This window comes from Methylobacterium sp. SyP6R (genome assembly GCF_019216885.1).
In the GTDB taxonomy this organism is placed as follows: Bacteria; Pseudomonadota; Alphaproteobacteria; order Rhizobiales; family Beijerinckiaceae; genus Methylobacterium.
The window spans coordinates 1,117,334-1,140,655 of sequence record NZ_JAAQRC020000001.1 but is presented as its reverse complement, the minus strand read 5'-3'; the positions used below and the strand labels follow the sequence as shown (position 1 = coordinate 1,140,655).

Here is a 23,322-nt window from a genome sequence, read left to right as displayed (position 1 = left end):
ACGCGACCGATCGCGCTACGCTGTGGCATCCCTGCCCCGGAGAGCCCGACCCCGTGACGACGATCGAGCCTGCGACGCTGGACCGGGCGCCGCCCCGGCCCGTCACCCTGGGGCAGGCCCTGCCGGTCTGGCTGCGGGTCGCCGCCCTGTCCTTCGGCGGGCCGGCCGGGCAGATCGCGGTGATGCACCGGGTGCTGGTCGAGGAGAAACGCTGGATCTCCGAGAACCGCTTCCTGCACGCCCTCAACTTCTGCACCCTGTTGCCCGGGCCGGAGGCGCAGCAGCTCGCGACTTACGTCGGCTGGCTGATGCACGGGGCCCGGGGCGGCCTGTTGGCCGGCGGGCTGTTCGTGCTGCCGGGACTTCTCGCCATCATGGCCCTGAGCTGGATCTACGTCCTCTACGGCGAGGCCGGGCCGGTCGCCGGGCTGTTCTTCGGCCTCAAGGCCGCGGTCCTCGCCATCGTGCTCGAAGCGGTGCAGCGCATCGGCCGGCGGGCCTTGCGCGGTCCGGCGATGGCCGGGCTCGCCGCTGCCGCCTTCGTGGGCATTTTTTTCCTCGACGTGCCGTTCCCGCTCGTCGTCGTGGCGGCGGGCCTCGTCGGCTTTCTCGGCGGCCGGGCCGGGCATCCGGCCTTCCGTCCCGGCGGCGGTCACGCGGCGGGAGCGGGCGACGGTCCCTACCTGTTCGGCGACGACGCGCTGCCGCGCGAGCGCACGACCTGGGGCGAGACGCTGACCACCCTCGCCGTCTGGGCGGCGATCTGGCTCGTTCCGGTCGCCGCGCTCCTCCTGGCGCTGGGGCCCGACGACGTGTTCTCCCGCATCGCCGTGTTCTTCTCCAAGATGGCGCTGGTGACCTTCGGCGGCGCCTATGCGGCGCTCGCCTACGTGGCGCAGGCGGCGGTGGAGCAGTACGGCTGGATGCGGCCGGGCGAGATGCTCGACGGCCTCGGCATGGCCGAGACCACGCCCGGCCCGCTCATCATGGTGACGCAGTTCGTCGGCTTCCTCGCCGCCTATCGGGCGTCCGGGGCGCTCTCGCCGCTCGCCGCCGGCACGCTCGGGGGCTTGCTCACCACCTGGGTTACCTTCGCGCCCTGCTTCCTGTGGATTTTCGTCGGCGCCCCTTACGTCGAGCGCCTGCGGGGGAACGTGGCGCTGGCCGGCGCGCTCTCGGCGATCACCGCGGCGGTGGTGGGGGTGATCCTCAACCTGGCGGTCTGGTTCGCCCTCCACACGCTGTTCCGGACGGTGCGCCCGGTGACCGTCGGGCCGCTGACGCTCGACGTGCCGGTGCTCGCCAGCGTCGACCCCTACGCGCTCGCCCTGGCGCTCGCCGCGATCGTGGCGGTGTTCCGGTTCAAGGCCGGGATGATCCCGGTGCTCGCGGCCTGCGCGGCGGCGGGGGTGGGGTTGCGGCTGGCGGGGCTGATCTGAGTCGTGAACCCCGGATCCGGGTGAACGCTCTCATCGTTCATCCCACCCACGACCTCATCCTGAGGTGCTGCGAAGCAGCCTCGAAGGAGGGCTCCAGTCATCTTCGAGATTTCTGGAGCCCTCCTTCGAGGCTCACTCCGTTCGCACCTCAGGATGAGGTCGTGGGTGGGATCGAGGAGTCTCGCATCTCTTCGACGTTCGGGAAAAACGGTGTCAGAACTCCATGTCCAGCTCCTCGATCTCCTCCGGCTCGTCGGCGGCCGCGGCGATCCAGTCGCGCATCAGGTCCCAGTCCATGATCGTGTCGCGGTAGGCGGCGCAATCGGGCGGCAGGGCGACGCCGTAGGTGACGAAGCGGGTGCAGACGGGAGCGTACATCGCGTCAGCCACCACCGGCCGCGCGCCGAACAGATAGGGTCCCCCGTGGGCCTCGAGCGCCTCCTGCCAGATCTCGATCACCCGGGCGATGTCGGCCTGGGCGCCGCCCCAGACCGTGAAGTCGGTGTAGCGGGCGCGCAGGTTCATCGGCAGGGCCGAGCGCAGGTTGATGAAGCCGCCATGCATCTCGCCCGAGATCGAGCGCGACCAGGAGCGGGTGGCGAGGTCGGCGGGCAGGAGCCCTGCTTCGGGGCGGATCTCCGTCAGGTACTGGGCGATGGCGAGCACGTCCCAGACCCGCACCGCGCCGTGGGTCAGCCGCGGCACCAGGAACGAGGGCGTGAGGTGCAGGAGCTCGGCCCGGCTCGCCGGATCGCCGGACAGGACCTCCACGTCGAGGTCGAGCCCCGCCATGCGGCAGAGCAGCCAGCCCCGCAGCGACCAGGACGAATAGTTGCGGCTTGAGATCGTCAGCGTCGCCTCGGCCATGCCGTCTCCTCCCCGGGCCGGTGTCGCGCGGCCCGTCTGCCCCTGGGTTCCCACCCGAGCGATCCAAGACTCGTGCCGAAGGACACGTGCCGGCCGGCGCGCGCGCAGGGGCGCAATCTTCGCACAAGTCAGCCGCACCTAGACTACCCCCGCGAGAGAGTTGGACGAGAGATTTGGCACGAGGGTCGCATCCCGCCGGCATGGGGATGCCTCTCGCGGTCAGCCGAAAGTCCGGTCGCGGGAGGAGGAAGCGGTGCCCTACGCTTGTCGCCGGGCCGCATCCCGCGCGTGTCCGTGAGGGAGAGCCCGGGCCGATGCTGTACGATGCCTTCGAGGTCCAGTCGGATATCGCCACCGCCACCCGCGCCTGGGGGCGGATGCTGCACCAGGGCGCGGCGCCCTGGACGACGGGCGGCTACGGCGCGGCGACCTGGATCGCGGCCGCCGCCCGGATGATGATGCGGGCCGGCCTCACCCATGCGCGGCCCTCCTACGGGATCGAGACCCTGCGGATCGGCAACCGCGAGGTGCCGGTGACCGAGGAGCCGGTGCTCTCCACGCCCTTCGGCACGCTCCTGCGCTTCCGCAAGGACATGGTCAGCGAGCAGCCCCGGGTGCTGGTGGTGGCACCCCTCTCGGGCCATTTCGGCACGCTCCTGCGCGGCACGGTGCGCACGCTTCTCGCCGACCACGACGTCTACATCACCGACTGGCACAATGCCCGCGACGTGCCGCTCAGCGCCGGCCGGTTCGGCTTCGACGATTACGTCGCCCACCTGGTGCAGTTCCTGGAGGCGATCGGCGAGGGCGCCCACCTCGTGGCGGTGTGCCAGCCCTGCGTGCAGGCGCTCGCGGCGGCCGCCGTGATGGCCGAGAGCCGCAACGCGGCGCAGCCGGCGAGCATGACCCTGATGGCCGGCCCGGTCGACACCCGGATCAACCCGACCAAGGTCAACGAGCTCGCCACCTCGAAGCCGATCGAATGGTTCGAGCGCAACCTGATCGCCACCGTGCCGCGCCGCCATGCCGGGGCCGGGCGGCGGGTCTATCCGGGGTTCATGCAGGTCGGGGCCTTCATGTCGATGAACGCCGCGCGCCACATGCACGGCCATCTCGACCTGTTCTGGCACCTCGCCGAGGGCGAGGGTGTCCCTGAGGCGAGGGCCAAGGCGGCACAGATCGAGTCCTTCTACGACGAGTATTTCGCCGTCCTCGACCTCGCGGCGGAATTCTACCTCGAGACGGTCAAGACCGTGTTCCAGGACGCTACCCTGGCGCAGAACAAGCTGACCTTCCGCGGGGCGCCGATCGACATGCGGGCGATCCGCAAGACCGCCCTGATGACGGTGGAGGGCGAGCGCGACGACATCTGCGCCGTTGGCCAGACGGTGGCGGCGCACGACCTCTGTACCGGCCTGAAACCCTTCCGCAAGAGCCACCACCTCCAGGCCGGAGTCGGCCATTACGGGGTGTTCTCCGGCCGCAAGTGGGAGAGCCAGACCTACCCGCTGGTGCGCAACTTCATCCAGGCCAACGCTTGACCCGCCCGGCCCTCGGCCTACCTGCGACGGGACGCGAATCCGGCCCCGTTCCGGGTCCATAGCCGCTCAAATTTCGGTCAGGCAGCCACTCCCCGGTTGGAAGTCCTGGCGGAGTGGTGTAAGGCCCCGATCAGGCGCATACCGTGCGCCGACAGCTTGCGCCGGGCTCCGGTGTAACCGCGATGCAACCTAAGCCCCTCCCGGTCCCTTGCAGGTCCGGGCCGTGGGGCGCATTTCGGTTGGCCGGGCAGGCAGCCATCCGGGCGCGTTCCGCGCAAGGTCGGCCACGATTCTGGATTTAGGCAAAAGGACATACACCCTTGCAGGTACTCGTTCGGGACAACAACGTCGATCAGGCCCTCCGCGTCCTCAAGAAGAAGATGCAGCGCGAGGGCATCTTCCGCGAGATGAAGCAGCGCAAGGCCTACGAGAAGCCGTCGGTGCGCAAGGCCCGCGAGAAGGCGGAGGCCGTGCGCCGCGCCCGCAAGCAGGCCCGCAAGACCGCCATCCGTGAGGGCCTGATCGCCGCTCCGAAGCCGAAGCCCCGCGTCGGCGGTCCCCGCCGTCCGGGCATGGCCCCGTCGGCTCCGGCCCCGGCCGCCGCTCCGGCCGCCTCGGCCTAAAGCCACTGGTCGCGCCCCACCCTTCGGGTGGGGTCGTCGACCGGACGTGAGCCCGACGCCGCGAGGCGTGCGGGCTCTTGTCGTTCGTCACGCCGCCGCGTGGGCGGCCCGCTCGGCCTCGACCAGCACGTCGAGCGGCCGCCACGGCTTCTGCATGTAGACCGCATGGTCCGGCACGGCTTGCGCCGCGCCCGGCCGCGAGGTCACCACGAGGCGCACGTCAGGCCAGTCCCGCTCCACCGTGCGGGCCAGGGTGGCCCCGTCCATCTCGCCGGAGAGCTGCATCTCCGTGAACAGCAGCGCGACCTCGGAGCCGTGCTCGCGCATCACCGCCAGCGCGTCGGCGGCGCTGTCGCAGGCGATCACGTCGAGATCGGTCTCCTCCAGGATCGCCGCGGCGAAATCCCGGACGGATTCGTCGTCCTCGACCACGACGGCGATCGACGGTGTGGGTGCTGCTCTGCCCATGAAGCCTCCTGTATTCTTTGACGATTTATTGAGTCCCGGGTCCTCGTGAGTGCTCGGGATTGATGCAGGGCCGCCCGACGCATCGCCGCGACGCTCCCGATGCGCGAGGCGACGGGGGCGAGCGGAACCGACGGGACGGAGATCGGGCCCGGTGTGATGCATGGCCGGAACAAGGGACGCGACCCGGCGACGCGAACACGCCTGCGTGAGCATCAACGACTCAATGCTGACATTGATCCCGGCAAAAGGTCTACCCTCATCCGGGCTTGTGATGCGTGCCGCGCATGCCAGGCCCTGACCCAACGGCATTGCCTGTATCTTGGGCATGAGCCTTGGGCATATGGGGAACCTTCGGGCATGCTGCGGTGCATTAACGGGCTGTTCACCGTCCGGGGCGGAATGTTACGGTTCGATGAAGGCGGCGGACGAGGCACGGCCCGGAGCGGGACCGGCACCCGCCGCGGGAGGTGAAGAGCCGATGTGCCGCTTCCTCGCCTACCACGGCGACCCGGTCTATCTCGACGAACTGGTCTGCGCGCCGACCCATTCCCTCGTGCATCAGTCGCTGCACGCGACGGAGGCCCAGACCGAGACCAACGGCGACGGTTTCGGCATCGGCTGGTACGGCGACCGGCCCGAGCCCGGCCTCTACCGCGACGTGCGGCCGGCCTGGTCCGACGAGAACCTGCGCAGCCTCTCCCGGCAGATCCGCGCCCGCACCTTCTTCGCCCATGTCCGCGCCGCGACCGGCACCGCGACCACCCGGGCGAATTGCCATCCCTTCGCCCATGGCCGCCACCTGTTCATGCATAACGGCCAGATCGGCGGCTATGCGCGCATCCGCCGGCGGCTCGAGGCGATGATTCCGGATGCGCTCTACGAGGCGCGCCAGGGATCGACCGATTCGGAGGCTTTGTTCCTCCTCGCGCTGGCGCACGGTCTCGACCGGGATCCCGTCGGCGCCATGGCGGCGAGCCTGTCGGCCGCAAGCGGCCTGATGCGCGAGGCGGGGATCGACGAGCCCCTGCGCTTCACCGCCGTGCTCACCGACGGCGAGAGCCTCACCGCCTTCCGCTGGGCCTGCGACGGCCGCCCGCCGAGCCTGTACTGGCGCGAGACCGGCACCGGCCTCGCGGTCGTCTCCGAGCCGATCGACGGATTGCGGGCCGGCTGGTCCGAAGTGCCGAAGGGCGGCACGCTCCTGGCGCGCGCGGGCGAGCCGGTGCGGGTGGCCGGGCCGGACCGGGTGGGATTCCGGGCGGCGGCGTGAGGGATCGGCTGGCGGGATCGCCGGCGGTCATTCCGGTTTGGTCGCCGTAGGGCGTCTTTTGGCTGTGCTGTCCTTGAGCCAGCGCGCCAAAGGCTTTCCCCGGACAACCCTGCCCGCAGAGGGGGGAGGGAGAAACCCGCGCCTTTTCCTGTCCCGGACAGCCCGGCGCTCCCCGGGGAGAACGACTCTGCCGGCATCGCATCAGGGCAGATCGCTCGGCGATAAAAAATCAAGCAACACGTCTTTGAGCGGCGTCAATAATTATCTTCATGTCAAAATATAGTTGCTATATCTAACCCACTCGCTGCGTCCGGATGTTTTGCCTTGCGCCGTTCGACGCAAGCGCGCAAAGACGCGAGCATGGCCATCGCTGGCGAGCCATGAACCTTCGATGCACGCATATCCGCCAGGGAAAAGTGATTGCAGGCGCATGGCCCGGCGCAGCCGATGCGGAGGGACGATACATCGGCATCGTCTTATCATGAATTTTCGAGATGCATGCTGAGCATGGCGATCCGTCGCGGGCGAAACGAAATGAAAATCTGCTTCGATGATTGTCACGAAGGCCGACGCTATCTTACGACGCCTCCTTCGGCCGACCGATAGCGCGGCATGACCCGACGCGTCTTCCTCGCGGCCGTGGGCACGCATGGCGACATCCTGCCTGTCCTCGCCATCGCGGCGGCGCTGCAGGCGCGGGGGCATGCGGTGCAGGTCGCGGCACCGGAGCCGTTCCGGCCGCTCGCGAACCATGCCGGCCTCGCTTTCCACCCCATCGGCACCGCGGCCGAGTTCGCTCAGACCGTGGGACAGGCGGAGCTGTGGCGTCCGGTTCGCGGCGCGCGGGCCATGATCGAGGCCGTGGCGGCGGCCATCGCGCCGACCCACGACTGGCTCGAAGCCCGAGCCGGTCCCGACGACCTCGTCGTCGCCTCCTCCCTGGCGCTCGGCGCGCGGGTGGCCCAGGAGCATCGCGGGCTGTCGCTCACGACGCTCCACCTCATGCCGATGCTCATCGAGAGCCGGTTCGCCCCGCCCCGTCTGCCCGGCCTGCCGCTGCCCCGCTGCCTGCCCGCCTCCTTGCGCCACGCGCTCGGCCGCGGCGCCGACCGCTTCGTCCTCGATCCCGCTTCGCTCCCGCCCCTGAACGCCCTCCGGGACCGCCTCGGCCTCGGCCCGGTCCGGCGCCTGCGCCACTGGTGGCACAGCCCCGAGCGCGTCCTGCTCGCCGTGCCCGACTGGTACGCCCCGCCCCAGCCCGACTGGCCGGCCCAGATCGTCCAGGTCGGCTTTCCCCTCGCCGACACCTTCGGCGAGGCCGCGGACCTCGCCCCCGACCTCGCCGCCTTCCTGCGCGCCGGACCGGCGCCTGTCGTCTTCACCTACGGCTCGGCCATGGCCGGGGCGCAAGGATTCTTCGCCGCCGCCGCCGCGGCGTGCCGGCTCTCGGGCCGGCGCGCGATCCTGCTCTCCGGCCGGGCCGAGGAGATCCCCGCCGGCCTGCCGCCCGGGGTGATCCACGCCGCTTACGCGCCGCTGAGCCGGCTCCTGCCGGACTGCGCGGCCCTGGTGCATCATGGCGGGGTCGGCACGGTGGCGCAGGCGCTGGCGGCCGGCTGCCCGCAGCTGATCGTGCCGGTGGCGTTCGACCATGCCGACGAGGCCGAGCGGGTGGTGCGTCTCGAGGTCGGGCGATCTCTCCCGCGCTGGCGTTTCACGGCCGGGCGGGCGCGGCGGGCGATCGAGGATCTGGTGGGCTCGGCCGTTGTGGCGGAGGCCTGCCGCGAGGTGCAGGTGCTGATGCGGGCCGAGAGCGGGGTCGCGCAGGCCTGCGACGCCCTGCTCCGCCCGCCCTCGGCTACACCCCCGCCCTCCCCCGGTCCGTCCCGGAGGGAACACGCGGTGCCGTCCGGCCAGACTCTGTGCCTGTGCCTGGTCGTCCGGGACCGGGCGCCGCTCATCCGCGCCTGCCTCGACAGCGTGCGTCCGCTGATCGATTCGTGGGTCGTCGTCGATGCCGGCTCCACCGACGGCACGCAGGACGTGGTCCGGCGCGCGCTCGCCGGCCTGCCCGGCGCCCTGCACGAGCGCCTAGGGGATGACATCGCCCGGACCCGCAGCGAGGCGCTGCACCTCGCCCGCCGGCACGGCACCTACTGCCTCCTGATCGAGGCCGAGGAGCGGCTCGACGTCCCGGCGGGCACCACGCTGCCGACCCTCACCGCCGACAGCTACACCCTGGACGTCGCCTGCGGCGACACCGTCAGCCGCCGGCCGCGGATCCTGCGCACCGCCCTGCCCTGGCGCTCTGACGGAGTGATCCCGGAGACCCTCGCCTGCGACACGGCCGGGGCCGCCGGGCACCTGCCGGGCCCGACCCTCCGCCGACCTCGCGCCGAGAGGCGCGACCCCGAGGCCGACCGGCTCGCCACCGCGGCGGTCGAGAGAGCCCTGGCCGAGGCGCCCACCCCGCCGCTCGCCGCGCACTACACCTTCCACCTCGCGCAGGGCCACCGGGATCGCGGCGAGGTCGAGGCGGCGATCGCGCGGTTCCTCGAACGGGCCGACCAGGGCTTTTCGCCCGACGAGGTCTACGTGTCGCTGCTGGAGGCCGGCCGCCTCATGCAGCGGGCCAGGCGGCCGCTGGCTTCGGTGCTGGAACCCCTGGACCGGGCGATGGCCCTGATCCCCACCCGCGCCGAGGCGCCGCACGCCGCGAGCGGCGCCTGCCGGATGCACGCCGATTACGCCCGTGCCACCCGCTACGCCATCATCGCCGCCGCCACGCCGAGGCCCGAGCACGGGTTGTTCCTGGAGCCCTGGATCTACGCCTACGGCGCCCTGGACGAGCTTGCGGTCAACGCCTACTGGGCCGGCGACGACCGCACGAGCCTGGAGGCGACCTTGCGCGCCCTCGCCTCCGGCACGGTGCCCGAGGATCAGCGTGCGCGGTTCCTCGCCAATACCCGCTTCCCCCTGGACCGGCTCGCCGCCGGTCGAACCCCAGGGCCGTGACGCCCTCACGCCGCCCGCACCTCCCCCAGGAACGCCGTGACCGATTCCGCCAGCAGGGCCGAGTTCTGCGCGAGCACCCCGGCCACCGCCCGGACCTGGTCCGATTGCGCGGCGCTCGCCAGGGAGGCGGTGCGGACCTGGTCGATGCTCTCGGCGACGCGGCGCGCCTCGGCGCCGGCGCGGTCGATGTTGCGGCCGATGCCGTCGCTCGTCGTCGCCTGGTCCAGCATCGCGCCGCGGATCTCGTCGGCGAGCCGGCTCGTCTCCGCCACCGCGTCGATGATCGCGCCGATCTCCTCGGCGGTGTGCCGGGTCGCGCCTTGGATCGCGGCGATCTGCGCGGCGATCCGGTCGGTCGCGGCCGCGGTCTGGCCGGCGAGCGCCTTGACCTCGCCGGCCACCACCGCGAAGCCCCGGCCGGCGGCGCCGGCCCGCGCCGCCTCGATCGTGGCGTTCAGCGCCAGCAGGTTGGTCTGCTCGGCGATGGTGCGGATCAGGTCGGCGGCCTCGCCGATCTCGCCCGACGCGCTCACCAGCCGCCCCACCGTGTCGGCGGTGGCCTGGCTGCGGGCGAGCGTCGCGCTCGCCATCTCGCTCGCCCGGCCGACCCGTCCGCCGACGCCGGCAGCCGAGTCCGAAAAATGCCGGAACGCGCCCTCCACCTCCGCCACCGCCCGCGCGGCGACGCCGGAGGCGCCGGTGACCGCCGCCGATTGCTGCTCGACCTCGTGCGCCGCCCGCGACAGCACGTCGGCGGTCAGCTCCATCTCGCGGGTCGAGGCGTCCAGCGCCTCGGCCGCCTGCGAGGCCCGGGCCTCGAAGGCCCGGCAGGCTCCGTCCAGCCGCTCGGCCCGCCGCCGCTCGATTCCCGCCCGGACCCGCTCCGCGTCCTGCGCCGCGCCCTGCTCGCACAGGGCCGCCTGGAACACCGCGATGGAGGAGGCCATCTCGCCCATCTCGTCGCGCCGCCGGGTGAACGGCACGCTCACCGCCAGGTCCCCGGCGGTCAGGGAGAGCATCGTGCGGCGCAAGGCCTGGAGCGGGCGCTGCACCTGCGTCAGGCTCACCCAGGCCGCGCCCGCGACCGCGACGACGAGCCCGAGGGCCGGCACCGCGACGAGGGCCACCGCCTCCCGGGCCCTCGCCCGGGCCACCGCCTCGCGCTCGTCCTGGAGCCGCGCGAGCACCGCGTCGCCCAGCGCCAGGATTTTTGCCACCATCCGCTCGCGGCTCGTGATCGTCGCCTCGTCGGCGGCCTGGATCCGCGCCGCCTTGGGCGAGAGCGTCCGGCCGAGCTCCGCCGTGTCGCGCTGGTAGGCCAGGAATTCCTGCAGGGTCAGCGAGAGCGTCCGCGCCTCGGCCTCGTCGAGAGAGGGCTTGAGCGCCGCGAAGAAGGCCGGGCGCTCGGCCTCGACCGCGGCGAGCGCCGCGTCCAGCGCCCCGAATTTCTGGCCGGCCTCGGCGACGTCCTCGGCCGCCACCAGGGCCTGCACCGTCACCACCACGTGCTCGATCCCTTGCGCCAGGGTGCGGGTGTGGAACGCCGCCTCCCAGGCCGCCTCCACGGCGCCCGCGCGGCTTTGCTCGTTCTGCGACAGGGAGATCGCGAAGGCGGCGATGCCGGCGGCGACCAGGATGGGCAGCCCGACGACGATGCCGAGCTTCCGGCCTAACGTGAAACGCATGGATGCACCGAGAAATGAACCGATGGTGCGCCCTACAGTGGAAAATCCTTCTGTAATATTAAATTTAGTCGCCGAAGCAATACTATGACTATTGCATGACAATTCAAAAAATATCGTAAAATTTGAATCGAATGCGATCGCTTGATCCCATTTCTTCGCTGCGCGCGTCAAGCGCAGCGAAGACTGGTTTTCACTGCCGTTCAGGCCTCGAGGTAGCGCCGGCGGAGATGGCCGAGGAAGATGTCGGCCGAGAGCGGCCGCCCGGTCGCCGCGGTCAGGATTTCTTGCGTCCCCGAGGCGCTGCCCTTGCCGTGCACGGTCGCCCGCAGCCAGCCGACGAGGGGCGCGAAGTCGCCGCGCGCGAGGCCGGGGCGCAGGTCGGGCTCTGCCGTGCAGGCGGCGTCGAACAGTTGCGCCGCCATCATCGCCCCGATCGTGTAGGTCGGGAAGTAGCCCCAGGCGCCGCCGGGCCAGTGGATGTCCTGGAGGCAGCCATGGGCATCGTCCGGCACGGTGAGCCCGAGGAGCCGGTGCATCCCGTCGTCGAAGGCGCCCGGCAGGTCGCCGATCTCCATCTCGGCCTGGATCAGCGCCCGCTCGAGCCGGTAGCGCAGCAGGATATGGGCCGGATAGGTGCATTCGTCGGCATCGACCCGGATGAAGCCCGGCGCGACCTTCGTGTAGTTCCGGTACAGCGCTTCGGCCTCCCAGGCCGGCCCGGCGCCGCCGAAGGCCTCGCGCACCAGCGGCGCGAGATACGCGACGAACTCGCGGCTGCGGCCGGCCTGCATCTCCAGGGTGAGCGACTGGCTCTCGTGCAGGCTCATGCCGCGGGCAGCCCCCACGGGCTGGCGGCGCCAGGCGGCGGGGCGGCCCTGCTCGTAGAGGGCGTGGCCGGTCTCGTGCAGCACGCCCATCAGGGCGCGGGCGAAGTCGGTCTCGTCGTACCGGGTGGTGATGCGCACGTCGTCGGTGGCGCCGCCGCAGAACGGGTGCAGGCTGACGTCGAGGCGCCCCCTGTCGAAGTCGAACCCCGCCGCCCGCATCAGCGCCAGCCCGACCTGGCGCTGGGTCTCGACCGGGAACGGTCCTTCCGGGATCGGAGCCGGCCCCGCCGCCTCCTGGCGCGCCCGCGCTTCGGCGATCAGGCCCGGCAATTCAGCCTCCAGCACGGCGAAGAGCGGGTCGATCGCCGCCTGCCGCAGGCCCGGATCGTAGCTGTCGAGGAGGGCGTCGTAGGGGGAGAGGCCCAAGGCCTCGCCCTTCGCCCGGCCGATCTCGCGCTGGAGATGCAGGACCTCGGCGAGGTCGGGCCGCAACAGCGCGAAATCGGCGGTGCGGCGGGCCTCGCGCCAGGTCATCTCGGCCCGCGACACGGCGCGGGAACTGGCCTCGACCAGGTCGCGCGGCACCGCCGCGGCGTGGGTGTAGGCCCGGCGCATCTCGGTGAGGTTCGCCCGTTGCCAGTCGTCCAGCCCGCCTTCCGCCTCGGCTGCGGCGAGCCGGTCGGCGGTGGCGGGATCGACGAGGAGGTCGTGGGCGAGGCCGCGCAGCACCGCGATCTGGTCGCCCCGCCCCTCCGCCGCCCCGTCCGGCATCAGGGTCTGGGCGTCCCAGCCGAGGATGCCGGAGGCGTCCTCGAGGGCGCTGATGCGGGCGAAGGTGGCTTCGAGGGCGCGGTAGGCCTGCATGGGGAAATCCGGTCGTGGTGGAATCGTCGTCGGGTTGTCGGACGGGGGCGTGTGGGCTGGCAAGGACCCGATTGTAAGGCTCCCGGCGTCAGTGTCCCGTGGCGCGTAGGCCATCCACGGCGAACCCAGCAAATGACGCAATGGCAGGATGATTTATCGTTGCATATTGGGTCGAGCATCCGGAGAATGAGAGACGTTGCCATCGGCTGCGCAGTCGTCAGCTATGGGTTGCGCCCTGACCGCACGGACTATGAAATCCGTGTTTTTGCCGCCGCATGCTCTGTCAAACGGAAAAAGATGTTGCCTTCGCAAAATTACGTTCAGGCGCTCCAGCCACAATCGCTGGGTCATCAATTCGTCATCTACGGTGATTCATGCTCCGGAGTTCCAGGAGCCTTGCACGAGCAGACATTTGCTGCCGTGAATGCTGTGTTGAGGCGTCTCGCGCCGCAGCCGGAGTTCATCCTGTTTCCAGGTGACGAAATCATCGGATTGACACCGGACCCAACCGCTCTGCGTGCCCAGTGGAAACACTGGCTCGATGTCGAGACCGCCTGGCTCGATCGTCGCACGATTCCGATGTGGCACACCACCGGCAATCACACGACATACGACACGATGAGCGAGGACATCTTCCGCGACATCCTGCGATTGCCCACCAACGGTCCCGACGACCAGAAAGGACTGTCCTACTGGGTTCGTCGCGACGATCTGTTGATGGTCTTCGTTCATACCCTCTGGACCGGCCTCGGCGGCGAGGGGCACGTCGAAACCGACTGGCTGAAGGCCGTGCTCGATCAGCATGCCGACGCCCGACACAAGATCGTCCTGGGCCATCACCCGGTCCACCCCGTCAATGGATTTTCCGGGGCCTATCAACGCGAGATCGGCCACGAATATGCGGAGGTTTTCTGGACGACTCTGAAGGAGGCCGGTGTCCTCGCCTACGTGTGCAGCCACATCCTTGCCTACGATGTTCAGGTGCATGAGGGGGTGCTGCAAATCTGTACTGCGGGTGCCGGGACGGCGCACAGGATGCCCGAGGGTATCGAATACCTCCACTGCATCCAGGCGGCCCTCGATCGGGACGGGTTGCGGTACCAGGTGCTGGATACGAACGGCATCGCGCGGGAGCGATTGCACTGGCCGCCCGCCGCCGTCTCCTCCGCAGGCTGGCGACGCGTCGCGACGGGCCGATCGGACGCCCTCTTCACGGGATCGATCGACCCCGGCGATCTCGTCGCATTCCGCTTCTCCGGAAAAACCGCGACGGAGGCGTGGGCCCCGGAGCAGACCCTGTTCACCGCGCACGCTCGGGACACGATCGCCCCGATCTGGCTCGGCCTGCGCGGACCGAAGCAGACCCTGACCCTCATCGTGGGGAAAACGCCGGGACGAAGCCCGTCCTACTGGCTCGGCCCCGACCTTCCGGTCGATCGCGCGTTCGACATCGAGGTCGCCTTCTATCCGGATATGGGGCCGGGAGGCATTCTCCTCCGAAACAGCGGCAAAGCCTCCTGGACCTCGCTCAAATCCGCCACCGCGACGGGCGTCGAGAGCATTGATTGGCCTCCAGCCTGGAGCATCGGGCACGGCCAGCACGGACCGAGCGATCGTCCCTTCAAGGGGCCGAGGCTGGCGGTGAGCGTCTGCTAGCCGGTCTCGACGTCATGACGGCGGCCCCTCGCCCCGCGCCAGCCCGAGCCGCTCCGCGACACGGCGGAGCTTGTCCGGATTGCGGGTGATGTAGATGCCGGCGATCCGGCCGTCCTCGACGGCGAGCGCCGTCACCTGCAGCACGCCGCCGCGCTCCAGGCTGGCATAGCCCGGAAGGCCGTCGACGGTGACGGCGGCGAGGAAGGTCGCCGGGTCCGCCCGGTGCTTGCGGGCGAGGCTCGCGAACAGCCGCAGGATGCGCGCAAGGCCGACGATCGGATTGAGGAAGGCGACGACCTTGCCGCCGCCATCGGCGTGGATGACGGCGTCCTCGGCCAGCATCGTGCGCAGGGCCTCGGTGTCCCCGTCATGCGCGGCGGTGAAGAAGGCCTGGGCGAGGCGCTCGCCCTCCTCGCGGGCGATCCGATAGCGGGGCCGGCCGGCCCGGACGTGCCGGCGCGCCCGGACCGCGAGCTGGCGCAGGGCCGCCGGGTCGCGGCCGAGCGTGTCTGCGACCTCACCGAGCGGCACGCCGAACACGTCGTGCAGGAGGAAGGCGGCCCGCTCCAGCGGCGACAGCCGTTCGAGCGCCAGCATCAGGCTCAGGGTCAGGCCGTCGCCGTCCACCTCGTCCTCGTCGGCGAAGTCCACCAGCGGCTCGGGCAGCCACGCGCCGACATAGGTCTCGCGCCGCAGGCGGGCGGAGCGGAGCGTGTCGAGGCAGAGGCGGGTGACGATCCGCGACAGAAAGGCGCCCGGTGATCGCACCGCCGCCCGGTCGGCCTCCGCCCAGCGCAGCCACGCGGTCTGGACCACGTCCTCGGCTTCCGCGAACGAGCCGAGCATGCGGTAGGCGAGGCGCACGAGCCTCGCCCGTTCCGCCTCGAAGGCCCGCGTACCGTCGTCAGGCCGCATCGCGCGACGGATCCGCGTCGTGGCGCCCGCGCAGCCCGACCTGGAGCCGGTTCCAGAGATTGATCGCGCCGATCTGGAGCGTGAGCTGCACCTGCTCCGCCTCGCTGAAGGCTTGCCTGACCTCGTCATACACCGCATCGGGGGCACCGGTCTCGGCGACGCGGGTCAGCGCCTCGGTCCAGGCGAGCGCCGCCCGCTCGCGCGGGCTGTAGACGGTCGCCTCCCGCCAGGCATTCAGGAGGTAGAGGCGCATCTCGCTCTCGCCGCTCTTGCGGGAAGCGGCGGCGTGCATGGCGATGCAGTAGGCGCACCCGTTGATCTGCGACGCCCGCAGCTTCACCAGTTCCAGCAGGCCGTGCTCCAGGATTCCGGCCCGGAGGCTGCTCTCCACGTTCATCATCGCCTTGATGGTCGCGGGGGCGTGCGCGTAGGGGTTCTCGATGCGAGGGGTCATGGTCGGCTCTCCGTGATCGGGATGTCGGTTCGGGCGGCCGGCGGGCGGCCGGTCAGTGGATCGGGGTCGTCAGGGTGGTCTCGGCCGTATCGACGACGAAGACCGCGAGCAGGCGGGCCGGCTCCGTGGCGCTGGCATTGGCGCTGACGCCGTGGCGGTCCCCCGGCCTCTCGGTGAAGCTCTCGCCGGCCTCGTAGACGCGCTCGGGCCCGTCATTCACCCGGCTGCGGATCGCGCCGGCCAAAACCGTCGCGACGATGAAGGCGCTTCGGGCATGGGTATGCGCGGGCGAGGCGCCGTTCGGCCCGTACTCGACCAATACCGCCCGCAGGCTCTTGCCCGGAACGTTCGGGATGGCCTGGTCGAAGACGACGGCGACCCGGGCCTCGCCTGCGGCCGGCGGTTGGGCGGTCAGAGGGGTGACGGTCGGTGGTGTGACGGTCGGTTCCTGCGCGAGCGCTCCGCTCGCGAGGAGAAGCATCGCCGCCGCGATGCGGGCGGGCCCGATCATGGCTCCACCCGGGCGCGCCGAGCCGCCGCGGCCCTGTCCTCGATCACGATCCTCATGATCCGTCTGCCTCCGCGGGGGCGCGCCGAATTGCGGGCCCCTTCGCGCTCATGACGAGGCAGCCTCGGCGGATGTGACATCCCGCGGAGATTTTTCGTCGGCCCTGCCCGGAATCGGCACTGCGCCGCGGGGGCGCCGTTTGACCGGCACGGAGGCGTGAGGGCGCGTTGGCGGATCGGAGATCGGTTCAGGACAGGGCGAGGCCGCCCCTCACGGCTCGACCCGCCGCAGCAGGAAGGTCGTGCCGATCTCCGGGTCGCGGCGCCAGCGCCCCTCCCCCACGGGGATCAGCTCGACGCTGTGGCCGCGCCGCGCCACCAGGCTGAGGCGGCCGGCCTCGTAGTGCCAGGCAGTGGGATCGAACAGGGCGAGGCCGGGATCGCGGCAGCCCTCCTGCACCTGCGCGCCCTCGGCCCTGAGCACCACCCGGCAGACGTCCTTCTCGACGAAGCGGTCGAGGGTGTAGAGCCCGACGACGGCGGCCGGGGTCGCGGGGGCGCCGGTCCAGCTGTCGCGGGCGGCGTCGCGGGCATTCGGAAGGGTCGAGAGCGCCGCCTGGGTCACGAGCGGCGTCTCGGGGGCGGCCGGCCGTGCCCCCGCCTGGGCGAGGCTGTAGCGCTCTCCGCTCACCGATTCCGCGCTGCGGATGCCCTCATTGTCCGGGCTCGCGAAGGCCAGAACCGGCTGGCCCTCCCGGTCGAGAAGCTGGATCAGACCATTGTCGACGCGCCAGCCACTCAGCCCGTTGACCACGGGCAGCGCCCGCCGGCAGCCGGCCGGGAAGCGCAGGGCCTGGCCGACCGGGCCGGGCTCGGCGGCCAGCATCAGGCCGCAGCGGCGGAAGCTGCCGTCGAGCGCCAGTTCCCAGGGGCCCGCGGCCTCTCTTGGGCCCGCGGCCTCTCTTGGGCCCGCGGCCTCTCTTGCGGCGGCGGTCTCTCTTGCTCCCGAGGCATCCCCGGGCGGACTGGTCTCCTGCGCCGCCGCGCATCCCGTCCAGGCAAGAAGACCGAGGACCGGAAGGAGGCGGCGCAGGCACATGGCGCGAGTCTTTCTAGGTCTGAGCCTTCCAGGGTGTCTCGGCCACGGGGGTCACCGGACCGTTGCCCTGGAACCAGGAGGTCAGGTTATCAACGACAAGCTGGCCCATCGCGTTGCGTGTGTGGTGCGATGCCGAGCCGACATGTGGCAGCAGAACCGCATGCTCCTGGGCGATCAGGGCGTCGGGCACCTTCGGCTCCTCGGCGAACACGTCGAGGCCGGCGCTCTGGATCGTGCCGTCGGCCAAGGCCGCGGCCAGCGCATCCTCGTCCACGAGAGTGCCGCGGGCGACGTTGACGAGCACGCCCTGGGATCCCAGCGCCTCCAGCACCTCGCGCCCGACGATGTTCTTCGTCTCGGGCCCGCCCGGCGCCACCACCATCAGCACGTCGCAGGCCTTCGCCATCTCGAGCAGGGACGGGAAGTATTCGTAGGGCACGTCCGCCTGCTTCGTCCGGCCGTGATAGGCGATCGGCAGGCCGAAGGCGACGAGGCGGTGGGCGATCGCCCGGCCGATCCGGCCGAGACCCAGGATGCCGACCTTGCGCCCGCGCAAGGTCCCGGTGAGCGGATAGGGCTTCTCCAGCCACTTGCCCTGGCGCAGGTAGCGGTCGACCTGCGGGATCTGCCGCACGGTGGCGAGCAGCAGGCCCACCGCCAGGTCGGCGACCTCGTCGGTCAGCACGTCGGGCGTGTTCGTCACGATCACGCCGCGCCGGCCGCAGGCCGCCGCGTCGATCGTGTCGTAGCCGACGCCGAAATTGGCGACGATCTCGAGCTTCGGCAGCCGGTCGAGCAGGGCGTCGTCGACGTGGACGTGGCTCACCGCCATGCCGCGGATTCTCGGCCCGACCTCGTCGATGAGGCGCTCCTTGTCCTCGACGAGGTCGCCGCGGTGAACGGTGAAATGCCGCTCCAGGCTCTCGGTCACGAGCGGCGACATCGGCCGCAGGATCAGAACATCTGTGGACTTCAAGCCTGTCTCCCGGTCGTTTCTGGCGCATCCGACGATGGGCGCATGGCGAGGACGCTTGATCTTGCGCCCCGCGCGCCCGATGATGGCCGCCAACACGAGAGGCGGCAAGCCAAGGCCGCCCCGTTCTTACGGGTCGAGGAAACAACCCAGATGAGCGCCAGACGCCCTGCTCCGGGCTCGCCTGTCGTGTGTTCGTCGTCTGCCTGTGGCAGCGCTGCCGTTTCGGTCCGCGCGCCGCGCGCGACCGCTGTCTGATCAACACGACTACGAGGAGCCGATGGCCGGGCTGGAAATCAGGAACGTGCGCAAATCGTTCGGGGCCACCCCGATCCTGCACGGCGTCTCGATCGACATTCAGGATGGGGAATTCGTGATCCTGGTCGGCCCGTCGGGCTGCGGGAAATCGACCCTTCTGCGCATGATCGCAGGGTTGGAGAACATCACGGCGGGCGAGATCCGGATCGGCTCGCGCGTCGTCAACGCGGTGCCGCCGAAGGAGCGCGACATCGCCATGGTGTTCCAGAACTACGCGCTCTACCCGCACATGACCGTGAAGGACAACATGGCCTTCTCGCTGAAGTTGCGGAAGGCCGCCAAGGAGGAGATCGACAGCCGGGTCGGCCGCGCCGCGGCGATTCTCGGCCTCGAGAAGCTCCTCGACCGCTATCCGCGCCAGCTCTCGGGCGGCCAGCGCCAGCGCGTCGCCATGGGGCGGGCGATCGTGCGCGACCCGCAGGTCTTCCTGTTCGACGAACCGCTGTCGAACCTCGACGCCAAGCTGCGCGTCGCGATGCGGGCCGAGATCAAGGAGCTGCACCAGCGCCTGCGCACCACCACGGTCTACGTCACCCACGACCAGATCGAGGCCATGACCATGGCCGACAAGATCGTGGTGATGCATGACGGCGTGGTCGAGCAGGTCGGCGCGCCGCTCGAACTCTACGACCGGCCCGACAACATCTTCGTCGCCGGCTTCATCGGCTCGCCGTCGATGAACTTCCTGAAGGGCAAGATCGCCGGCGACACCTTCCGCACCGAGGGCGGCCTGACCCTGCCGCTGCCGACCCGTGGCTCGCGCCCGGCCGACGGGATGCCGGCGGTCTACGGCCTGCGGCCCGAGCATGTGCGCCTGGCCGAGAACGGCGTGCCGGTGGAAGTGGCGGTGGTGGAGCCGACCGGCTCCGAGACCATGGTGCTGGTGCGCCCGCCCGGCGGCGGCGCCAAGGACATCGCCAACGAGGTCGCCCGCGACATCGCCTGCGTGTTCCGCGACCGGATCGGCGCCGGCCCGGGCGAGCGGATCAGCATCACCGCCGATCCCGCCCTCGTCCACCTGTTCGATGCCGAGAACGGCCGCCGGCTGAGCTGATGGCCCGATTCCGGCCGGCGGCGGGACGCCATCCCGCCGCCGCCTGGAGCATTGTCCGACGAAGTGGATGCCGGTTCGTCGCAGACAATGCGTCAGTAAAAAGCTTCACCGACACCATAACGATCATCCCGGGAGAGACGCCACGATGTCAGCCTTCGATCGTCGCCAGATCCTCAAGGGGGGCGCCGCCCTCGGCCTCGCCTCCGCCGCGGGCCTGGAGGGCTTCGCCCGCGCCTGGGCGCAGGAGAACCAGTGGAAGCCGGAGGCCGGCGCCTCGCTCAAGCTCCTGCGCTGGAAGCGCTTCATCCCCTCCGAGGACGAGGCCTTCATGCGCCTCGTCGACGCCTTCACCAAGGCGACCGGCGTGCCGGTGAGCGTGACGAGCGAATCCTTCGACGACATCCAGCCCAAGGCCTCGGTGGCGGCCAATACCGGCCAGGGCCCGGACATGGTCTGGGGCCTCTACTCGTTCCCGGCCCTCTTCCCGTCGAAATGTCTCAAGGTCGGCGACGTCGCCGACTATCTCGGCAAGAAGTACGGCGGCTGGTTGCCCGCGGCCGAGGCCTACGGCAAGGTCAAGGGCGAGTGGATCGCCATCCCGATGGCGTTCAACGGCGGCTATATCAACTACCGCATCTCGGCCATGAACAAGGCCGGGTTCCAGAAGTTCCCGGAGGACCATGCCGGCTTCCTGGAACTGTGCCGGGCGATGAAGAAGAACAACACACCGGCCGGTTTCGCGCTCGGTCACGCCACCGGCGACGCCAATTCGTGGATCCACTGGGCCTTGTGGTCGCACGACGCCTACCTGGTCGACGCCAACGAGAAGATCGTCATCAACTCGCCGGAGACCGCGAAGGCACTCGACTACGTCAAGGCGCTCTACGAGACCTTCGTGCCCGGCACCGCGTCGTGGAACGATTCGTCCAACAACAAGGCGTTCCTGTCCGGCGACCTTTATCTCACCGGCAACGGCATCTCGGTCTACGCCGCGGCCAAGGCCGAGAAGAAGGACATCGCGGCGGACATGGATCACGGCCTGTGGCCGGTCGGCAAGTCCGGCAAGCCGACCGAGTTCCAGCTCGCCTTCCCGATCCTGGCCTACACCTACACCAAGGCGCCGAACGCCTGTAAGGCCTTCATGGCCTTCGCGCTGGAGGCCCAGAACTACAATTCCTGGCTGGAAGCCTCGCAGGGTTACCTCTGCCACCCGCTCAAGGCCTATTCCAACAACCCGATCTGGACCGCCGACCCGAAGAACAAGGTGTTCGGCGAGGCCTCGAGCCGGACGCTCGCCGCCGGCGGCCTCGCCCCGGTGAGCGAGAAGGTGGCCGCCGTGCTCGCCGACTTCGTCGTCGTCGACATGTTCGCCTCCTACTGCACCGGCCGCGAGGACCTGAAGGGCGCGATCAAGACGGCGGAGAGGCAGGCCCAGCGGATCTTCCGGTCGGCGTAAGCAACCTTACGCAAGGTCGGCGCGCAACTCCCCTCTCCCCGCGGGCGGGGAGAGGGCTTTGGTGACCTTGCCGTCACCAAAGCGAGGCGTCAGCCGAGGGTGAGGGGGTCTCGACGGATGAGACTCCTCCGGCATCACCCCCTCACCCTCGCTCCGGCTTCGCCTTCGCTTGCCGCATCACCTGAACGGTGACACGGCCCTCTCCCCGCCCGCGGGGAGAGGAGAAACCCGCGCCTCACGCGGCCAATGATGGACGTGGCAGTCCGACTCTGCTGCCCTCCACTTCCCCGAGGCGTTCCCAAACCAAGAAACACCCGGAGGAGGCTCCCCGTGGCCGATATCGCCCTCGCCCGCCCCGCCGCGGCGGCGCCCCCGACCGGCTCGGCCTGGAGCCGGTTGCGGACGAGCCGCGGCTGGCTGGGCTTCTGGTTCATGCTGCCGGCAGCCGCGATCCTGCTGCTGTTCCTGGCCTATCCGCTGGGCAAGGGCGTCTGGCTCTCGCTCACCGACACCCGGATCGGCCGCGGCGGCAATTTCGTCGGGATCGAGAACTACGAGTGGCTGTGGGACGACAGCGTCTTCTGGCTCTCGGTGTTCAACACCCTGGTCTATACGGGCTTTGCCTCGGTGGCGAAGTTCGGCATCGGCCTCTACCTGGCGCTGCTCCTCAACAAGCGGCTGCCGTTCAAGGCGCTGATCCGCTCGATCGTGCTGATCCCGTTCGTCGTGCCGACCGTGCTGTCGGCTTTGGCGTTCTGGTGGATCTTCGACAGCCAGTTCTCGATCATCTCGTGGTCGCTGCGCCATCTCGGCCTGCTCGACCACAACATCGATTTCCTCGGCGATCCGACCATGGCGCGGATCTGCGTGACCTTCGCCAATATCTGGCGCGGGGTGCCGTTCATCGCCATCACGCTGCTCGCCGGTCTTCAAACCGTGTCGCCCTCGCTCTACGAGGCGGCGACGATCGACGGCGCGACGCCGTGGCAGAACTTCCGCCACATCACGCTGCCGCTCCTCACCCCGATCATCGCCGTGGTGATGACCTTCTCGGTGCTGTTCACCTTCACCGACTTCCAGCTGATCTGGGCGATGACCCGCGGCGGCCCGGTGAACACGACCCACCTGATGGCGACCCTGTCCTACCAGCGCGGCATCCTGTCGGGGAATCTCGGCGAGGGCGCGGCCATCGCCACCGCGATGGTGCCGTTCCTGATCTTCGCCATCGGGATCTCGTGGTTCGGCCTCCAGAACCGCAAGTGGCAGACCGGCTAAAAGAAGGATCGAGCACCCATGGCCGCCACGACCACGACCGCCGATACCACCCCCGACAACAGCGAGGGCATGGCCTATCTCGACACGCTGCCGAGGCGCGTCGTCACGGTCTACCTTCCGCTCTTCGTCATCCTGGTGGTGCTGCTGTTCCCGTTCTACTGGATGGCGCTGACCGCCATCAAACCGGACGAGCAGCTCATCGACATGGACACCTACAACCCGTTCTGGGTGGTGTCGCCGACGCTCAAGCACATCTCGAAGCTCCTGTTCCAGACCAACTATCCGCTGTGGCTCTGGAACACGATGATGATCTCGGTGGCGGCGACCGTGCTGTCGCTGTTCGCCAGCGTGCTCGCGGCCTACGCGATCGTGCGGATCCGCTACAAGGGCGCGGTGGCGGTCGGCGCGGCGATCTTCCTCGCCTACCTGGTGCCGCCCTCGATCCTGTTCATCCCGCTCGCCACCATCATCCAGGCCTACGGGCTCTACGATTCGCCCTTCGCCCTGGTGCTGGTCTATCCCACCATCCTGATCCCGTTCTCGACCTGGCTGCTGATGGGGTACTTCAAGACCATCCCGTACGAGCTGGAGGAATGCGCGCTCATCGACGGGGCGAGCCGCTGGCAGATCCTCGTCAAGATCATCCTGCCGCTGGCGGTGCCGGGGCTGATCTCGGCCGGCATCTTCTCGCTCACCTTATGCTGGAACGAGTTCATCTACGCCCTGACCTTCCTGTCCTCGACCCAGAACAAGACCGTGCCGGTGGCGGTGGTGAGCGAGTTCGTCGACGGCGACATCTATCGCTGGGGCTCGCTGATGGCGGGTGCGCTGGTCGGCTCGCTGCCGCTGGTAATCCTGTACTCGTTCTTCGTCGAGCACTACGTCTCGGCAATGACCGGGGCGGTGAAGGAATAGCAACCCTGCACTCTCGGGTGAGAGTGTTCTAGGCGGTGTGGACTCTTGGGGTTCCCTTTGCGGGTGGGGAGTGATTCAAGGCTGCTTTTTGGGGGGCCGCC

Annotated in this window: 19 protein-coding genes; 10 read left to right on the top strand and 9 right to left on the bottom strand. The window is 69.9% G+C overall.

From position 1 onward, the window contains the following. Window positions 1-53 precede the first annotated feature (53 nt). The gene (gene chrA / locus HBB12_RS05155) at window positions 54-1,439 is read left to right on the top strand and encodes a chromate efflux transporter (protein ID WP_236988370.1); all 1,386 of its coding nucleotides are present in this window, start codon (window positions 54-56) and stop codon (window positions 1,437-1,439) included. A 213-nt stretch (window positions 1,440-1,652) separates the two neighbouring features. Here the strand turns inward: chrA and HBB12_RS05150 are convergent, their stop codons facing one another. Continuing rightward, window positions 1,653-2,306, bottom strand: coding sequence for a glutathione S-transferase (locus HBB12_RS05150; protein ID WP_236988369.1), 654 nt, complete (start codon window positions 2,304-2,306; stop codon window positions 1,653-1,655). A gap of 314 nt (window positions 2,307-2,620) precedes the next feature. Between HBB12_RS05150 and HBB12_RS05145 the strand changes: the two genes are divergently transcribed. Both HBB12_RS05145 and rpsU read left to right on the top strand, forming a co-directional pair. Beyond that, window positions 2,621-3,847, top strand: coding sequence for a polyhydroxyalkanoate depolymerase (locus HBB12_RS05145; RefSeq protein WP_236988368.1), 1,227 nt, complete (start codon window positions 2,621-2,623; stop codon window positions 3,845-3,847). Window positions 3,848-4,167: 320 nt separating this feature from the next. After that, window positions 4,168-4,470 carry a 30S ribosomal protein S21 gene (gene rpsU / locus HBB12_RS05140; protein WP_203158559.1) on the top strand — a complete coding sequence of 101 codons (303 nt, stop codon included), beginning with the start codon at window positions 4,168-4,170 and terminating at the stop codon, window positions 4,468-4,470. A gap of 87 nt (window positions 4,471-4,557) precedes the next feature. Here rpsU and HBB12_RS05135 read toward each other — a convergent pair whose 3' ends face one another. Then, window positions 4,558-4,938, bottom strand: a complete 381-nt coding sequence (locus tag HBB12_RS05135) for a response regulator (RefSeq protein WP_236988367.1) — start codon at window positions 4,936-4,938, stop codon at window positions 4,558-4,560. 478 nt (window positions 4,939-5,416) lie between these two features. Between HBB12_RS05135 and HBB12_RS05130 the strand changes: the two genes are divergently transcribed. After that, entirely contained in the window at window positions 5,417-6,208 is a 792-nt protein-coding gene (locus HBB12_RS05130; protein ID WP_236988366.1) for a class II glutamine amidotransferase, read from the top strand. A 612-nt stretch (window positions 6,209-6,820) separates the two neighbouring features. After that, complete coding sequence (locus HBB12_RS05125; protein ID WP_236988365.1) at window positions 6,821-9,223, top strand: nucleotide disphospho-sugar-binding domain-containing protein; 2,403 nt, start codon at window positions 6,821-6,823, stop codon at window positions 9,221-9,223. A gap of 5 nt (window positions 9,224-9,228) precedes the next feature. Here the strand turns inward: HBB12_RS05125 and HBB12_RS05120 are convergent, their stop codons facing one another. Then, window positions 9,229-10,908 carry a methyl-accepting chemotaxis protein gene (locus HBB12_RS05120; protein WP_236988364.1) on the bottom strand — a complete coding sequence of 560 codons (1,680 nt, stop codon included), beginning with the start codon at window positions 10,906-10,908 and terminating at the stop codon, window positions 9,229-9,231. Window positions 10,909-11,108: 200 nt separating this feature from the next. Continuing rightward, the gene (locus tag HBB12_RS05115) at window positions 11,109-12,599 is read right to left on the bottom strand and encodes a carboxypeptidase M32 (protein WP_236988363.1); all 1,491 of its coding nucleotides are present in this window, start codon (window positions 12,597-12,599) and stop codon (window positions 11,109-11,111) included. A 186-nt stretch (window positions 12,600-12,785) separates the two neighbouring features. Here HBB12_RS05115 and HBB12_RS05110 point away from each other — a divergent pair, with 186 nt between their 5' ends. Next, on the top strand, window positions 12,786-14,255 hold the full coding sequence (locus HBB12_RS05110; RefSeq protein ID WP_236988362.1) for a metallophosphoesterase family protein: 1,470 nt from the start codon (window positions 12,786-12,788) through the stop codon (window positions 14,253-14,255). A gap of 12 nt (window positions 14,256-14,267) precedes the next feature. Here HBB12_RS05110 and sigJ read toward each other — a convergent pair whose 3' ends face one another. The 5 genes from sigJ to HBB12_RS05085 form a co-directional block, all read right to left on the bottom strand. Then, a complete protein-coding gene (gene sigJ, locus HBB12_RS05105) occupies window positions 14,268-15,170 on the bottom strand; it encodes a sigma-70 family RNA polymerase sigma factor (RefSeq protein WP_236988361.1) in 903 nt (300 codons plus the stop codon). Then, window positions 15,160-15,624, bottom strand: a complete 465-nt coding sequence (locus HBB12_RS05100) for a carboxymuconolactone decarboxylase family protein (RefSeq protein ID WP_236988360.1) — start codon at window positions 15,622-15,624, stop codon at window positions 15,160-15,162. The genes sigJ and HBB12_RS05100 overlap by 11 nt, the downstream gene beginning before the upstream one ends. Before the next feature lie 52 nt (window positions 15,625-15,676). Continuing rightward, the gene (locus HBB12_RS05095; RefSeq protein WP_236988359.1) at window positions 15,677-16,135 is read right to left on the bottom strand and encodes a cupin domain-containing protein; all 459 of its coding nucleotides are present in this window, start codon (window positions 16,133-16,135) and stop codon (window positions 15,677-15,679) included. A 267-nt stretch (window positions 16,136-16,402) separates the two neighbouring features. Next, on the bottom strand, window positions 16,403-17,230 hold the full coding sequence (locus HBB12_RS05090) for an AprI/Inh family metalloprotease inhibitor (protein WP_272913245.1): 828 nt from the start codon (window positions 17,228-17,230) through the stop codon (window positions 16,403-16,405). 13 nt (window positions 17,231-17,243) lie between these two features. Further along, window positions 17,244-18,206 carry a 2-hydroxyacid dehydrogenase gene (locus HBB12_RS05085; RefSeq protein ID WP_236988357.1) on the bottom strand — a complete coding sequence of 321 codons (963 nt, stop codon included), beginning with the start codon at window positions 18,204-18,206 and terminating at the stop codon, window positions 17,244-17,246. A gap of 277 nt (window positions 18,207-18,483) precedes the next feature. On the opposite strand from HBB12_RS05085, the gene HBB12_RS05080 reads away from it, so the two are divergent. The 4 genes from HBB12_RS05080 to HBB12_RS05065 all read left to right on the top strand — a co-directional run bounded on the left by HBB12_RS05080 (window position 18,484) and on the right by HBB12_RS05065 (window position 23,221). Further along, window positions 18,484-19,575 (top strand): ABC transporter ATP-binding protein, encoded by a 1,092-nt coding sequence (locus HBB12_RS05080; protein ID WP_236988356.1) that lies wholly within the window; start codon window positions 18,484-18,486, stop codon window positions 19,573-19,575. 145 nt (window positions 19,576-19,720) lie between these two features. Then, on the top strand, window positions 19,721-21,031 hold the full coding sequence (locus tag HBB12_RS05075; RefSeq protein ID WP_236988355.1) for an ABC transporter substrate-binding protein: 1,311 nt from the start codon (window positions 19,721-19,723) through the stop codon (window positions 21,029-21,031). A gap of 330 nt (window positions 21,032-21,361) precedes the next feature. Beyond that, complete coding sequence (locus HBB12_RS05070) at window positions 21,362-22,306, top strand: carbohydrate ABC transporter permease (protein ID WP_236988354.1); 945 nt, start codon at window positions 21,362-21,364, stop codon at window positions 22,304-22,306. An 18-nt stretch (window positions 22,307-22,324) separates the two neighbouring features. Beyond that, window positions 22,325-23,221, top strand: coding sequence for a carbohydrate ABC transporter permease (locus HBB12_RS05065; RefSeq protein WP_236988353.1), 897 nt, complete (start codon window positions 22,325-22,327; stop codon window positions 23,219-23,221). Window positions 23,222-23,322: the final 101 nt, after the last annotated feature.